This window comes from Lentzea flava, assembly GCF_014648475.1.
Lineage (GTDB): Bacteria > Actinomycetota > Actinomycetes > Mycobacteriales > Pseudonocardiaceae > Lentzea > Lentzea flava.
Window position 1 is genome coordinate 19,392 of the sequence record NZ_BMRE01000025.1, and the last position, 13,568, is coordinate 32,959.

Consider the following 13,568-nt stretch of genomic DNA (forward strand, 5'->3'; position numbering starts at 1 on the left):
CTCAGACCCGGAGCCCGTCACCTCCTGGCGCCGAGGAAGATGTTGCCCTCGGTGCTGAGGTAGTGGCTGGTGTAGTCGAACCTCCTGGCGTCACCGAAGATCAGCCAGTAGTACTTGAGCTGCTCCGACCACCAGTAGCCGGGACAGAAGTCGCCCTTCGCCCCGGTCGTGACGTCCGTGAGGATCGTGTAGCCGTACTTGGTCTTCGAGGTCCGCTTCATCTCCTGGTAGTGCCGGTACGCGCGCTCGCGGTAGATCTCGTCACGCGTGGCGAGCCACAGGAAGAACGCCGCATCGGCGTACTCGGGCCGGAGCTGGTTGCCGACCGAGGTGGGGCGCAGCGAGGTGTAGTTGATGCCTTCCGGCAGCACGCCGTACCGGTCCTGCACCGCCGTCCAGGAATCGTGGTAAGCCCGGCCCCGCGCGACGTCGCCGCTCTCCGCCAGCAACCCGCCGAAGAACGCCGCAAGTTCGCTCTGGGTCCTGGAGTCCCGCCGCCCGGTGAACGCGTCGACCTGAGCGAACCACAACCTGCCGCCGACGACGTCGGTCTGGTAGCGCAGGATGCCGCGCAGCAGAACGTCCCACCACCGCTTGAGATCGCGGTCGCCGAACAGGTGCCAGCCGTCCCAGAGGTACTCGTAGTAGGAGTCGGCGGGCGGACCGATCGTGGCGTAGCGGTTGCGCCAGGCGCCGGTCTCGGCGTGCACGTCCCACGGCAGCAGGTCGTAGGCCGTCCGCTTGTCGAACGTGACCTGGAAGGCCTTCTTCGCCGCGTTGTAGTACTTCCGGTCGCCGGTCCACTTCGACAGCGAGCCGAACTCCGTGATGTACGTACCGGTTTCCGCGAGGTTCGTCTCGGGCGACGAGACCGCGCCGGTGCGCAGATTGACGTAGCGGTACGGAATTCCGGTCGGCGACTTGGTGAAGGCGACCAGCAGCCGGTCGCCCAGGTCGCGAGCGAGGTTCAGCAACGCTCTGTCGCCGCTCACGTGGTAGGCGGAGAGCAGGCCGCCGAGCATCCGGATGTTGGTCTCGAAGACCTGGAACGGCGCGTCGACGTCGAAGCTCAGGTTGGCCTTGACCCAGCGGACGCCCTCGGCGAACTCGGCGTCGAGTTCCATGAGCCACAACGTGTCCAGTGCTTCGACAACCGTGAGACCCATCGGGTGGCCGGGAACGAAGAACTCCTCGTAGCCGCCCGACACCGGCTTGATCTGGTCGTGGCCGAACGCACGCTCCACATAGGACCGCCAGGCCCAGCGGGTCTCGTTGCGCACGTCCTCGGCGACGGCGCGCCAGCCCCTGGGAGGTGGCGCCATCGCCGTCGCGCCAACGGAAGTAGCCGCGCCCGTCTCCGCGGGAGGCGGTGGCGCGGACGGTGACGGTTGAGCAGCGGCGACACCGGGAACACCCGCGAGCCCGGCGGCGCCGAGAAGGCCGAGAACGCTACGGCGTGGCAGGTCACGCATCGTCGATCTCCCCTCAGTGGCTGTCGATGAACGGCGCTTTTGTGCACGTGAGGTGGACAAAAGCGCCGTTCATCGACAGCCGGTTCCTGACAACGCTGTCTGGCACCCGATCCTGGCGGAGTGCACACGGCGGTGGTCAAGACCAATGCGGGCACTTGTCCTGTTCAGGACAGCAAGTGCCGCAACAAGTGGCCGCTTGACCGGTTCCGCAACTGTTGACAAGGACGTGAAGGCGGGGTGAGATACGGCCACTATGACAACGTTGTCCCCCAGCGGACCGGTTGCCGGTCAGCGCAAGGTCCGTCGCGCGACGATGAACGACGTCGCGCGGCTCGCGGGCGTGAGCATCAAGACCGTCTCGCGCGTCGTCAACGACGAGCCGGGTGTGCACCCGTCCACCGCCGAGCGCGTGCTGGCCGCCATCGACCAGCTCGGGTTCCGGCGGAACCTGAGCGCCCGCAACCTGCGCCGCGGCTCGTCCACCGGCACCATCGGGCTCGTGCTGGAGGACGTCGGCAACCCGTTCTACTCCGGGGTGACGCGCGCTGTCGAGGAAATCGCCCGTTTGCGCGGCAGACAGGTGATCTCGGGGTCGTCGGACGAGGATCCCGGCCGCGAACGCGAGCTGGCGCTGGAGTTCTGCAGCCGCCGGGTCGACGGGCTGCTGATCGTTCCGGCCGGCCTGCAGCACAGCTACCTGGTGCCGGAGATGCGCGCGGGCACGCCCGTCGTGTTCCTCGACCGGCCCGCCGGCGACGTCGTGGCGGACACCGTGCTGGTGGACAACATCGGCGGCACCGTCGAAGCCGTCACCCATCTGGCCGCACACGGCCATCGCCGCATCGCGTTCCTCGGCGACGCGCCGGACATCTTCACCGCCAACGAACGCCTGCGCGGTTACCGCGAGGGCTGTGTGCGTGCGGGCATCGGCTACCACGAGGAGCTCGTGGCGATGGGACCGCACGACGAGAGCAGCGTGGCGACCACGTTGCAGCGGCTGCAGAACCTGCGCGAACCCGCGACCGCGATCGTGGCCGGCAACAACCGCATCACCGTGCACATCCTGCGCTCGCTCGCGGGTGTCGCGGAACGGCCCGCGCTGGTGGGGTTCGACGACTTCGAGCTCGCCGACCTGCTGTCGCCGCCGGTGACCGTGATCGCGCACGACGCGAGCGCGCTCGGCAAGGCGGCCACCGATTTGTTGTTCGCCCGACTGGACGGCGACAACTCACCACCGCGCCGCGTCGTGCTGCCGGTGCGCTTGGTGCCACGAGGATCCGGGGAGGTCCACGCGTGAGTTCTGGTGTGCTCCACCAGCCTGTCAACCTGCCGGCCAACCAGCCGAAGCAGTTCTACCGCGGCGGCGAGGCGATCGCCGCGTTGCGCGGCGGCACGAGCGGCGACTTCGGGCCGGAGGACTGGGTGGCCTCGACGACGACGCTGTTCGGGCGCAGCGACGCGGGGTTGACAACGTTGCCGAACGGCGTGCTGCTGCGCGACGCGGTCGAGGCGGATCCGGAGGGGTGGCTCGGCCCCGAGCACGTGGCGAAGTTCGGCGCCGACACGGCGTTGCTGGTGAAGCTGCTCGACGCGGGCCAGCGCCTGCCGGTGCACTGCCACCCGTCCAACGCTTTCGCGTCCTCGCACCTGAACTGCCGCCACGGCAAGACGGAGGCGTGGATCGTCGTCGGCACGACCGGGCCGGACCCGACCGTCTACATCGGATTTCGCGACGACGTGCCCGCCGAGACCGTCGCCGAATGGGTGGCGGAGCAGAACACCAGGGCGATGCTCGACTCGCTCAACCCCGTCCGCGTCCGGCCGGGCGACACGGTCTTCGTGCCCGCCGGTGTGCCGCACGCGATCGGCGAGGGGGTGTTCATCGTCGAACTGCAGCAGCCCACGGACTTCTCGGTGACGCTGGAGTGGCAGGGCTTCCTCGCCGACGCGGACGTCGGTCACCTCGGCCTCGGCTACGACGTCGCGCTGGACTGCGTCGACCGGCACGGCTGGGGCGGCAGGCTGGAGAAGCTCGTGCGCCAGACGTCCGAGAAGTGGGCGCCGTCGGTCGACCTGCTCGGCCACGACGCCGACCCGTTCTTCCAGGCCGACCGCCTGCACGTGGAGGGCTCCTTCGCACTGGAGCCGTCGTTCGCCGTGCTGGTGGTGCTGGAGGGGTCAGGCCAGCTCGGCGAGCTGGAGGTCCGCAAGGGCAGCACCGTCGTCGTTCCGCACGCTGCGGGCGAGCTCGGGCTGACCGGTGACCTGGTGGCGATCCGCTGCCGTCCGCCCGTACTGTCCACAGTAGAGGATGTCTCACCATGAGCGAGCCCTTGCTGGAGGCTCGTGACCTCACGAAGAACTACGGCACCGTGGAGGCACTCCGCGGTGCGTCGTTCACCGCCTACCCCGGCGAGGTCGTGTCGCTGATCGGCGACAACGGCGCGGGCAAGTCCACCCTGGTGAAGTGCCTGTCCGGGGTGGAGCAGCCGACCAGCGGAACACTGCTGTTCGACGGCAAGCCCCTCCACCTGAGCTCCCCCAACGACGCCCGCGACCGCGGCATCGAGACGGTGTTCCAGGACCTCGCGGTCGCGCCGGACCTCGACCCGGCCGCGAACATGTTCCTGGGCAGGGAGATCCTCAAGCCCGGCGTGCTCGGCTGGCTGGGCGTGCTCGACAAGAAGGCGATGCGCCGGCAGGCCGCGGAGCACTTCACCCGGTTCGGCGCGTCGCTGCAGAGCATCGACGTGCCGATCGCGGCGCTGTCCGGTGGTCAGCGCCAGTCGGTCGCGGTCGCGCGTTCGGTGGCGTGGGCGTCGAAGCTCGTGTTCATGGACGAGCCGACGGCCGCTCTCGGTGTGGTGCAACGGGAACGCGTGCTGGAGGTGATCAAGCGCGTGCGCGACGAGGGCATCGCCGTGGTGCTGATCTCGCACAACATGCCGGAGGTCCTGTCGGTCTCCGACCGCGTCGAGGTGCTGCGCCTCGGCCGCCGCGTGGCCCGCTTCAAGGCCGCCGACACGACCGTTGAAGAGCTCGTCGGTGCAATGACCGGCGCACTGTCGCAAGAGGACGCCGCATGATGACCGATGAGAAGACAACGTTGTCAGCTCAGTCGGACGAGCAGCGCACCCCGCTGCTGAAGCGTCTGACAGGCGCGAACACGCTGTGGATCGGCCTGGTGCTGCTGGTCCTGATCGCCGTGTTCGGCGCGATCCGGCCGGACGCGGTGTTCCAGGTGACCACGCTGCAGTTCCTGCTCGCGGAAACCGCTGTGCTGCTGGTGCTCTCGGTCGGCATGACCTTCGTGATCATCACGTCCGGCATCGACCTGTCCGTGGGATCCGTGCTGGTGTTCGCGAGCGTCTCGTCCGCGATGGCGATGAACGCAGTCTCCGGCGGCGACGCGACGAACGCCGGCTGGGGCGTGATCGCGTTCGGCCTGCTGGTCGCGGTGGTGAGCGGCGCGGTCTGGGGCCTGCTGAACGGCCTGTTGATCTCGCGAGCGAAGATCCCGCCGCTGATCGTGACCCTGGGTTCGTTCGGCGCGGCGCAGGGCGCGGCCCTGTTGCTGAACAACGGTTCCAACGTGTCCGGCATCCCGGACAAGCTGAACCGCACCTTCGGCTCAGGCACGTACTTCGGCATCCCGAACATCGTGATCGTGGCCGCGATCGTCACCGCGCTCGGCGCGCTTCTGTTGTCCACCACGCGGTTCGGCCGCTACACCTACGCGGTCGGCTCGAACGAGGAGGCGGCCAGGCGCGTCGGCATCTCGGTGCGCGGCCACCTCACGAAGGTGTACCTGCTCGCGGGCACCCTCGCGGGCCTCGCGGGCTTCATGGGCAACGCGTTCTTCCGCGTCGCGGTCGTCACCGGCCACGAGACGGACAACCTGAACGCGATCGCCGCCGTCGTCCTGGGTGGTACCAGCATCTTCGGCGGCACGGGTTCGGTGCTGGGCACGGTGTTCGGCGTGTTCATCCCGGCGGTGTTGGAGAAGGGCCTCGTGATCATCGGGGTCAAGGAGTTCTGGCAGCCGATCGCGGTCGCGATCGTGCTGGTGGCCGCCGTGTGGCTGGACCAGACACGGCGGCGGGCGCGCAACCAACGTTAGGGAAAGGTGCTGGACCAATGAAGATCCGCTCCGCAGTGGCCCTCTCAGCCGCTTTCCTGCTCGCCGCGTGTGGCGGAGGCGGGCAGATCGGCGATTCGGGTTCGGGCAACTCCGCCGCGAACAAGAAGCTGGTGCTGATCCCCGGCATCACGGCGGAACCGTTCTACATCTCGATGCAGTGCGGTTTCCAGGAGGCGGCCAAGGCCGCGGGCTACGAGTTCGACACGCAGGCACCCGCCAAGTTCGACGCGGCCCAGCAAACCCCGATCGTCACGGGCGTCCTCGCCTCCAAGCCCGCCGCGGTGCTCATCGCCCCGACCGACGACAAGGCCATGGCGGGCCCGATGAAGCAGCTCAAGGACGCGGGCATCAAGGTCGTCGAGGTCGACACCAAGCTCCAGGACACCTCGATCGCCTCGTCCACCATCTCGTCCAACAACGAGCAGGGCGGCAAGCTCGCCGCCGAGACGCTCAACAAGCTCAGCGCCGGCAAGACCGGCTCGGTGCTGGTGCTGAACACCAAGGCCGGCACGTCCACCACCGACGCCCGTGCCAAGGGCTTCGAGGACGAGATCAAGAAGTACTCGAACCTCAAGTACATCGGCCAGCAGTACACCGACAACGAGCCCGCCACCGCGGCCTCGAAGGTGACCGCGACCCTGGCCGCGAACCCGGACCTGATCGGCGTGTTCGCCACCAACCTGAACACCGGTGAGGGCGCGGCGACCGGCCTGCGCAACGCGGGCAAGACCGGCGCGGTGAACCTGGTCGGGTTCGACGCCTCGCCGAAGCAGGTGGAGGACCTGAAGGCGGGCACCGTGCAGGCGTTGATCGCCCAGGACCCGGCCACGATCGGCAAGCAGGGCGTCGAGCAGGCCCTGGCCGCGATCGAGGGCAAGGCGACCAAGCGGAACATCGAGACCGACCTGGTCGCGATCACCAAGGACGACGCGGAGAAGAACTCGAAGTACTTCTACAAGCAGTCCTGCTGACCTCGACGTTCAGATCGATGAAGGGCTCCTTCATCCACGTCAGGTGGATGAAGGAGCCCCTTCATCTACGTCGGATGACGAACGTCATAGGGGTTTGGCCGGGTCGGCGTAAGACCAGAGTTGTATCCGGTTGCCACCCTTAGGCCGATGTTCCCGTACCCCCGGACGCGATGAGCTGGGGTGCCGGCCGGGCTCGGCCGACAGAAGGGGGAACAACCGGATGCACCGCAGGAAACTGGCGGCGACGCTGGCCGTCCTCACCGCCACGTCGCTCATCGCACCACAGGCACAGGCGAGCGCCACCCAGCAGATCCAGTGGCAGAAGTGCTTCGACACGCCGCCGCCGGGAGCGCCTCCCGGCACCGAACGGCTGGAGTGCGGCAGCTTCACCGCGCCGATGGACTGGAACCACCCGGACAACGGCAAGACCATCACCATCGCGGTCAGCAGGCTCAGGCCCAGGAACGGCACGGCGAAGAGCACCGTCTTCACCAACCCCGGCGGACCGGGCGGGCCGGGGCGCTCGATGCCGCTGATCTACCTCGACCGGCCCAAGCTCAGCGAGAACGCCGAGATCATCGGCATCGACGTGCGCGGGACCGGCGGCAGCAGCAACGTCACGTGCGGGAACGTCGACCCGGTCGGCGTGACCGATCCGCGCGACCGCAGCAAGGCCAACCTCGACGTGCTCTACGGGGCCGTCGAGCTGCAGGCGAAGTTCTGCCAGACCAAGTCCGGCGAGTTCGGCAGGTACGTCACGACCGACCAGACGGTCAAGGACCTGGACCTGCTGCGCCAGCTGCTGGGCAGGAAGAAGGTCAGCTGGCTCGGCTACTCCGGCGGCAGCTGGATGGGCGCCTACTACGCCACGTACTTCCCCAAGACGCTCGACCGGATCGTGCTCGACTCCAACGTCGAGTTCACCGGGCCGTGGCAGCCGATCTTCGACGACTGGGGCATGGGCTTCGAGCGCCGGTTCCGCGTCGACTTCCTGCCGTGGGTGGCGAAGTACGACAACGTCTACCACCTCGGCAAGACCGGCGAGGAGGTGCGCCAGGCCTACGAACGCACGCGCGCCGAGCTGGCCCGGCAGCCCGTCACGCGACCGGAAGGCGTCTACTACCCGGTGACGCTCGACTACCTGCTGATCGGCGCGATGTACAGCAAGGCGTCCTTCGTCGATGCCGCGCAGACGTTCGCGGAGCTCGCCGGTGCGGTGCCCGCGCGGTTGACGGCGCAGGCCAGCTATCCGGACGCCCAGACCGGCACGGCGTACTCGATCGTCTGCAACGACACGCCGTTCCACGGCGGGCGCAGGTACCTCGAACGGGACGCCGAGCGTGATGGTGCGAAGTGGCCGCTCGTCGGCTACTACCAGATCATGGGGCCCTGCGCGTTCTGGGACCGGCCGAACGTGCAGCTCAAGCACCCCAACGGAATCGGCGTCGCGCCGACGTTGATGGTGCAGTCGGTGCGCGACCCTGCGACGCCGCTCGAAGGCGCGCAGAAGGCCCACCGGAACTTCCGGAACTCCGTGCTGCTCACCGTGGAGGACGAAGGCGACCACGGGATCTACGGCTTCGGCAACTCCTGCGTCGACGACATCGTCGAGCAGTACCTCGTCGACGGCGTCACGCCCGCGAAAGACCTGAAGTGCCCAGGGGTTCCGCTGCCCGCACCCGGTGAGACCGTGCGGAACCCGCTCGCCGAGGCACGCAGGATCGCGACCCAGCTCGGTTGGTAGAAGAGGGGAAACCGATGCAACGCAGGAAAATCGCGGCGGCGCTGGCCGTCGTGACAGCAACGTCGCTGTGGATCGTCCCGCAGGCGCAGGCCGAGAACGCCTTCGCCAAGCAGGAAATCACGTGGCAGAAGTGTTTCGACCAGGTCCCGCCCGGCTTCCCGCCCGGTGCGGAACGTCTGGAGTGCGGCCAGTTCACCACTCCGATGGACTGGAACAACCCGCACAACGGCAAGACCATCACGATCGCGGTCAGCCGCACGGTTCCGTTGAACGGCAAGGGGAAGACCGCTGTCTTCACCAATCCAGGTGGGCCCGGCGGTGAGGGCCGCACGCTGCCGCTGGCCTTCCTGAGCCGACCGAAGCTCAGCGAGAACGCCGAGATCTACGGCATCGACGTGCGCGGCACCGGCGCCAGCAGCAACATCACCTGCGGCCTGTATGACACGCTCGGCTCGACCGACCCGCGCGACCGCAGCAAGGCCAACCTCGACCTGCTCTACCGCGGCATGGAGCTGCAGGCGAAGTTCTGCCAGACCAAGTCGGGCGAGCTCGGCCGGTACGTCACCACCGACCAGACCGTGAAGGACCTCGACCTGCTCCGGCAGGTGCTGGGGCGCAAGAAGGTCGACTGGCTCGGCTACTCCGGCGGCAGCTGGATGGGCGCCTACTACGCCACGTACTTCCCGAAGACCCTCGACAAGATCGTGCTCGACTCGAACGCCCAGTTCACCGGGCCGTGGCAGGAGGTGTTCGACGACTTCGGCATGGGCGTCGAACGGCGATTTCGCGTCGACTTCCTCCCGTGGGCCGCGAAGTACGACAACCTCTACCACCTCGGCAAGACCGCTGAAGAGGTGCGGCAAACCTATGAGCGGACGCGCGCGAAGCTCGCCGCGCAGCCCGTCACCCTGCCGGACGGCGGCACCTACTACCCGGTCACGCTGGACGCCCTGCTCTTCCGCGGGCAGTACAGCAAGTACTCCTTCGAAGCCACCGCGCAGAAGTTCGCCGAGCTGGCGGGTGCGGTGCCGGCGCAGCTGAAGGCGCAGGCGAACTACCCGGACGCGCAGACCGCCACGCTGTACACGATCCTCTGCAACGACACGCCGTTCCAGGGCGGGCGCAGGTACCTGGAGCGCGACGCGGTGCGCGACGGGGCGAGGTGGCCGCTGTTCGGCTACTACCAGATCATGGGCCCGTGCGCGTTCTGGGACCGCCCGAACGTGCAGCTCAAGCACCCCGACGGAATCGGTGTCGCGCCGACGTTGATGGTGCAGTCGGTGCGCGACCCTGCGACGCCGATCGAGGGCGCGCGCAAGGCCCACGCCGGGTTCGCCGGCTCACGGCTGCTGACCGTGCAGGACGAGGGTGACCACGGCATCTACGGGATGAACAACGGCTGCGTCAACGACGTCGTCGAGCGCTACCTCGTCGACCGCGTGACGCCGTCCGCCGACCTGTCCTGTCCCGGCGTACCGCTGCCGGAGCCGGGACAGCAGCGGGCCGGGGTGCTGGAGCAGGCGCGGCAGCTGGCGGTTCAGCTCGGCTGGTGAACCTCCAGCACCGCCTCGGAAAAGGTGGTGTACCAGGGACTCTCCGTGAAGCGGGGGCCGGTCTCCTCGCCCAGGTAGAGGTCGATGTGCCGGCTCCCGCCGAGTCCAGGGGTGAACTCGTCGGTGATCTCCCACGACGACGCCGCGAGCTTCTGGCACACGGCGAAGTCGACGTTCGCGCCCTCCTGCGTCTGTCCACAAGAGACGATCTTGATGCGCGAACCCTGCCGCAGACCGTCCGCGGCCGCGGAGACGAACGGCTTCAGGGGCTTGCCGAACGCGTCCCGCGGGGCGTCGTCCAGCCAGTAGCCCTTGTCGTGGGACCAGTTGAGGTACCGGCCGGAGGCGGTCCGGCCGGTACCTTCGTCCTTCACCGCCTTCGCGAACGACTGCGGGAACGTGCCGAGCAGCTCGTTGCCGTGCTCGCAGTCGATGACCGGGCACCCGCGCACGGGCACCGTCGGTCCACTGTGGAACTTCTCGACCGCCGTGTAGTAGACGGTGACCTGCCAGCCCTCGTCGGTGCCACCGGAGGTGGGCGGGCCGACCTGACCTGCGGAACAGCCGGCCAGGATCAGCACCGCCCACAACCAGCGCACGCCAACCTCCTGTCAGCCCGCCATCACGGTACCGACGGACACGAACGTGTAGCCCGCGTTCTTCAGCCCGTTGACGGTGTCCCTCAGGTACCCGGTACCGAGGTACGGGTGGTAGAAGAAGCTCGCGACACCATCATCGACCACCTTGAGCTGTTGCGCCGTCTTGATCAGGTCGGCCGGCAGCCTGGCGGGGTGGTTGTTGAACGGTTCCGGCTCGACGTTGCCCACCGCTTCCGGCGCCACGACGGAGCCGTAGATGTCGCGGACCAGGTACGGGAAGTACTGGCCGTAGATCTTGTCGTACTGCGGCGTGCCGGTGCCGCACGCGCCGCCCGGGCAGTATCCGGCGAAGTACAGACCGCGGTCGTAGCGCTTGCCGAAGTTCTGCTGGATGACCTCGTAGTCCGCGGCCGACGCGGCGTAGTGCGGCGGCTCGAAGATCGCGGGCCTGGGGAAGCCCGCCGCCGCGAACGCCGACGTCGACGCGTTGATCCTGCTCTGCACCCACGCCGCCGAGTCACCGGGCACCGGGCCGTCGTAGATCACGCTGTTGTTGGCGTCGACGTGAGCCGTGTAGAACTCGAAGTCGTTGCCGCTGACGCCGTCGTACGGGTTGATCAGCTTCTCGAACTGGTGCGTGTAGCCGTGCATCAGGATCGTTCCGCCGCGGTTCTGCATGTACCGCAACGCGTTGATCACGTCCGGGCGCTGCGCGAGGGTGTAGGACTCGGCCACGCCGTTGTTCTCCACGCCGTACGGGTTCTCGTACCTCGGGTACGTGGCGATGCTGAACGGGATCCGTTGCCGGTACAGGTAGTCCGCGATCGCGCGCAGCTCGGACGGGTCGGCGTCGGGGCCGACGTCCTCGATGCGCACGAGGGCCCGCTTGCGGTCGGCCATCGTCGGGTTCGAGACCTTGCTGATCAGGTCGGCGGCGGCCAGGTAGCGGTCGCCGTGGTCGACGTAGCTGAACGGGATCTCGCCGACGTAGGTCAGGTTCTTCGCCTTGGTGGCCCAGTTGATCGGGCCGTACGCCGAGCCGTTCGCCACGGCGGGCGCCGACGCGATCGCCGGGTTGGTGATCTGCGTGATCATCAGGCCGGACGGGGTCGCGAGCGAGCTGCGGCCGAGGTCGGTGTTCTCGTACCGGACCGTGGTCGCGGCGCCGAAGTCGAACTGCACCCAGTTCCAGCCGTACGTCGTGCCGAAGCTCGGCGCACGGGCGGTGAGCTGCCAGATGTTGTGCCCCATCCACAGCACGGGCTTGGTGGTCGCGAGCACGTCGTCGAGGAACGGCACCGGGATCGGCTCGTCGTAGGTCGAGCCGATGTAGATCACGCCGGTGTAGCCGGCGATCTCACCCGCGGTGTAGCCGGCGACCGGGTGCATGACGTACGAGCTGCCGTGCGAGGCGAGGTTGCCCGCCTGCGCCGCGTACGCCTCACCCAGCCACGCCCACTGACCGGTGCTGTCGTAGAGCACCAGCGTCTTCTGCCCCGCCTTCGCGCCCGGTGCCCCACCGCCGTTCGTGCCGGCCGCGGCCGCGGACGTGGACGTGGACGTGGCTCCCAGCGACAACGACAGCGACAACGGGCCGATCGCCGTCGAGATCGGCTTGGGGTCCGTCGTGAGCTTGCCGAAGCGGGTGCTGGTCGTCGACGGCTTGGTCTGCGGCGTCGGCGGCGCGGGCAGCGCGTTGTTCACGAGCTCGCCGAGATGCGGGTCGAGCGCGAGGTCCGCCTGTGCGGCGGGCACGGAAACCATCGAGACCGCCAGTGCGACCCCGGCAGCCAGCTTGATCAGCCGACCTTTCATGCGACATCCACCTCTCCCGGCATGCGCACCGTCGCGCTGCCGGCGTAAGGAGCGAACTCAACGGGTCGTTGCTGCTGCAGGCCCAGCAGCCAGGCCAATGCCTGTTCGGTGCGCACGGACGCGAGACCGTCGCCGAACGGGTTGCCGTCGGCGGTCATCGCCTCGCGCGCGGAGGGGTTGTCGAGCAGACGGATGGTGAGTGACGTGATGCGCTCGCGGTCGGTGCCGACGAGCACGGCACAGCCCGCGTTGACGGCCTCCATCCGCTCGGTCACGTCCCTCAGCACCAGTGCGGGAACACCGAACGACGGTGCCTCCTCCTGGATGCCGCCCGAGTCGGACAACGCCAGCGTGCACTGCGCGAGCAGCCTGGCCATCTGCGCGTACGGCAGCGGGTCGGTGATCGTGACGTGGCTGATCCCGCCGAGCACGTCGAGCACCTGCCTGCGCACGGCGGGGTTCGGGTGCGCGGGGAGGACCACCTCGACGTCCGGGCGGGCCTCGACGATGTCCGCCACCGCGTGCAGCACGCGGTCGAGCGGCTCGCCCCACGACTCGCGGCGGTGCGTGGTGACCAGCACGAGCCGCGACTGTCCCGCGTGGACCCGGTTCTCGATCTCCTGCAGCCGCGCGTCCCCGTACGGCGCGCGCCGGGCGGCGACGTCGAGCACGGCGTCCACCACGGTGTTGCCGATCGTCAGGACGTTGTTGCCCTGCAACGACTCCGCGGCGAGGTGCGCGGCGGCGTCCGCCGTCGGCGCGAGGTGCAGGGACGCGAGCTGGCCGACCATCTTGCGGTTCCCCTCCTCGGGGAACGGCGAGGTCAGGTCGTGCGAGCGCAGTCCTGCCTCCAGGTGCACGACCGGGATCTGGTGCCAGAACGCGGCGAGCGCCCCCGCGAGCGTCGTCGTCGTGTCGCCCTGGACCAGGACGGCGGCGGGCGTGCGTTCGGTGAAGAGCCGGTCGAGTTCCTCGATCAGCTGGCTCGTCAGCTCGGCCTGACCGCCCGTGACGCGGTTCAGCTTGAGCGCGACGTCCGCCACGAAGCCGAACGACTCCAGGGCCTGGTCGACCATCTCCGGGTGCTGCCCGGAGTTCACCAGCACCGGCCGGATGCGCCCGCCGGAGAACATCGCGGCGGCGACCGGGGCCATCTTCACCGCCTCCGGTCTGGTTCCCGCGACCAGGAAAACCTCGGGAACCTCGCCCGGATATAACTGCCGAGGGCCGGGTACCAGGGCACTTAGTCCCATCTTTTACCTCTTCGGACTCT

At 68.5% G+C, this 13,568-nt stretch carries 11 protein-coding genes; 7 read left to right on the forward strand and 4 right to left on the reverse strand.

Annotated features, from left to right (window positions below; translation table 11 throughout):
* Positions 1 to 17: 17 nt before the first annotated feature.
* The gene (locus tag IEZ09_RS25795; RefSeq protein WP_189256340.1) at positions 18 to 1,472 is read right to left on the reverse strand and encodes a glycoside hydrolase family 47 protein; all 1,455 of its coding nucleotides are present in this window, start codon (positions 1,470 to 1,472) and stop codon (positions 18 to 20) included.
* A gap of 313 nt (positions 1,473 to 1,785) precedes the next feature.
* On the opposite strand from IEZ09_RS25795, the gene IEZ09_RS25800 reads away from it, so the two are divergent.
* From IEZ09_RS25800 to IEZ09_RS25830, 7 genes are all read left to right on the forward strand, one after another.
* Positions 1,786 to 2,769: a LacI family DNA-binding transcriptional regulator gene (locus IEZ09_RS25800; protein ID WP_189256429.1), complete on the forward strand. Its 984-nt coding sequence runs from the start codon at positions 1,786 to 1,788 to the stop codon at positions 2,767 to 2,769.
* Positions 2,766 to 3,797 (forward strand): class I mannose-6-phosphate isomerase, encoded by a 1,032-nt coding sequence (locus IEZ09_RS25805; protein WP_229812963.1) that lies wholly within the window; start codon positions 2,766 to 2,768, stop codon positions 3,795 to 3,797. The genes IEZ09_RS25800 and IEZ09_RS25805 overlap by 4 nt, the downstream gene beginning before the upstream one ends.
* Positions 3,794 to 4,558 carry an ATP-binding cassette domain-containing protein gene (locus IEZ09_RS25810; RefSeq protein ID WP_189256341.1) on the forward strand — a complete coding sequence of 255 codons (765 nt, stop codon included), beginning with the start codon at positions 3,794 to 3,796 and terminating at the stop codon, positions 4,556 to 4,558. Before IEZ09_RS25805 ends, IEZ09_RS25810 begins: the two co-directional genes overlap by 4 nt.
* On the forward strand, positions 4,555 to 5,592 hold the full coding sequence (locus IEZ09_RS25815; RefSeq protein WP_189256342.1) for an ABC transporter permease: 1,038 nt from the start codon (positions 4,555 to 4,557) through the stop codon (positions 5,590 to 5,592). The genes IEZ09_RS25810 and IEZ09_RS25815 overlap by 4 nt, the downstream gene beginning before the upstream one ends.
* A gap of 17 nt (positions 5,593 to 5,609) precedes the next feature.
* Positions 5,610 to 6,584 (forward strand): ABC transporter substrate-binding protein, encoded by a 975-nt coding sequence (locus IEZ09_RS25820; RefSeq protein WP_189256343.1) that lies wholly within the window; start codon positions 5,610 to 5,612, stop codon positions 6,582 to 6,584.
* A 220-nt stretch (positions 6,585 to 6,804) separates the two neighbouring features.
* Positions 6,805 to 8,328 (forward strand): alpha/beta hydrolase, encoded by a 1,524-nt coding sequence (locus IEZ09_RS25825; RefSeq protein WP_189256344.1) that lies wholly within the window; start codon positions 6,805 to 6,807, stop codon positions 8,326 to 8,328.
* Between the two features lie 14 nt (positions 8,329 to 8,342).
* The gene (locus tag IEZ09_RS25830; RefSeq protein WP_189256345.1) at positions 8,343 to 9,881 is read left to right on the forward strand and encodes an alpha/beta hydrolase; all 1,539 of its coding nucleotides are present in this window, start codon (positions 8,343 to 8,345) and stop codon (positions 9,879 to 9,881) included.
* Here the strand turns inward: IEZ09_RS25830 and IEZ09_RS25835 are convergent.
* From IEZ09_RS25835 to wecB, 3 genes are read right to left on the reverse strand one after another with little or no spacing between them, the layout of a single operon-like run.
* Positions 9,866 to 10,480 carry a hypothetical protein gene (locus IEZ09_RS25835; protein ID WP_189256346.1) on the reverse strand — a complete coding sequence of 205 codons (615 nt, stop codon included), beginning with the start codon at positions 10,478 to 10,480 and terminating at the stop codon, positions 9,866 to 9,868. The two genes, IEZ09_RS25830 and IEZ09_RS25835, sit on opposite strands and share 16 nt — an antisense overlap.
* A gap of 12 nt (positions 10,481 to 10,492) precedes the next feature.
* Positions 10,493 to 12,295 carry a DUF2334 domain-containing protein gene (locus tag IEZ09_RS25840; protein WP_229812964.1) on the reverse strand — a complete coding sequence of 601 codons (1,803 nt, stop codon included), beginning with the start codon at positions 12,293 to 12,295 and terminating at the stop codon, positions 10,493 to 10,495.
* A complete protein-coding gene (wecB, locus tag IEZ09_RS25845; RefSeq protein ID WP_189256347.1) occupies positions 12,292 to 13,548 on the reverse strand; it encodes a non-hydrolyzing UDP-N-acetylglucosamine 2-epimerase in 1,257 nt (418 codons plus the stop codon). Before wecB ends, IEZ09_RS25840 begins: the two co-directional genes overlap by 4 nt.
* Between the last annotated feature and the right edge of the window lie 20 nt (positions 13,549 to 13,568).

What these genes read in the sequence shown, in the direction of transcription:
- IEZ09_RS25795 (WP_189256340.1), bottom strand. Translation starts at nt 1,472, where the DNA reads ATGCGTGACCTGCCACGCCGTAGCGTTCTCGGCCTTCTCGGCGCCGCC.
- IEZ09_RS25800 (WP_189256429.1), top strand. Translation starts at nt 1,786, where the DNA reads ATGAACGACGTCGCGCGGCTCGCGGGCGTGAGCATCAAGACCGTCTCG.
- IEZ09_RS25810 (WP_189256341.1), top strand. Translation starts at nt 3,794, where the DNA reads ATGAGCGAGCCCTTGCTGGAGGCTCGTGACCTCACGAAGAACTACGGC.
- IEZ09_RS25815 (WP_189256342.1), top strand. Translation starts at nt 4,555, where the DNA reads ATGATGACCGATGAGAAGACAACGTTGTCAGCTCAGTCGGACGAGCAG.
- IEZ09_RS25820 (WP_189256343.1), top strand. Translation starts at nt 5,610, where the DNA reads ATGAAGATCCGCTCCGCAGTGGCCCTCTCAGCCGCTTTCCTGCTCGCC.
- IEZ09_RS25825 (WP_189256344.1), top strand. Translation starts at nt 6,805, where the DNA reads ATGCACCGCAGGAAACTGGCGGCGACGCTGGCCGTCCTCACCGCCACG.
- IEZ09_RS25830 (WP_189256345.1), top strand. Translation starts at nt 8,343, where the DNA reads ATGCAACGCAGGAAAATCGCGGCGGCGCTGGCCGTCGTGACAGCAACG.
- IEZ09_RS25840 (WP_229812964.1), bottom strand. Translation starts at nt 12,295, where the DNA reads ATGAAAGGTCGGCTGATCAAGCTGGCTGCCGGGGTCGCACTGGCGGTC.
- wecB (WP_189256347.1), bottom strand. Translation starts at nt 13,548, where the DNA reads ATGGGACTAAGTGCCCTGGTACCCGGCCCTCGGCAGTTATATCCGGGC.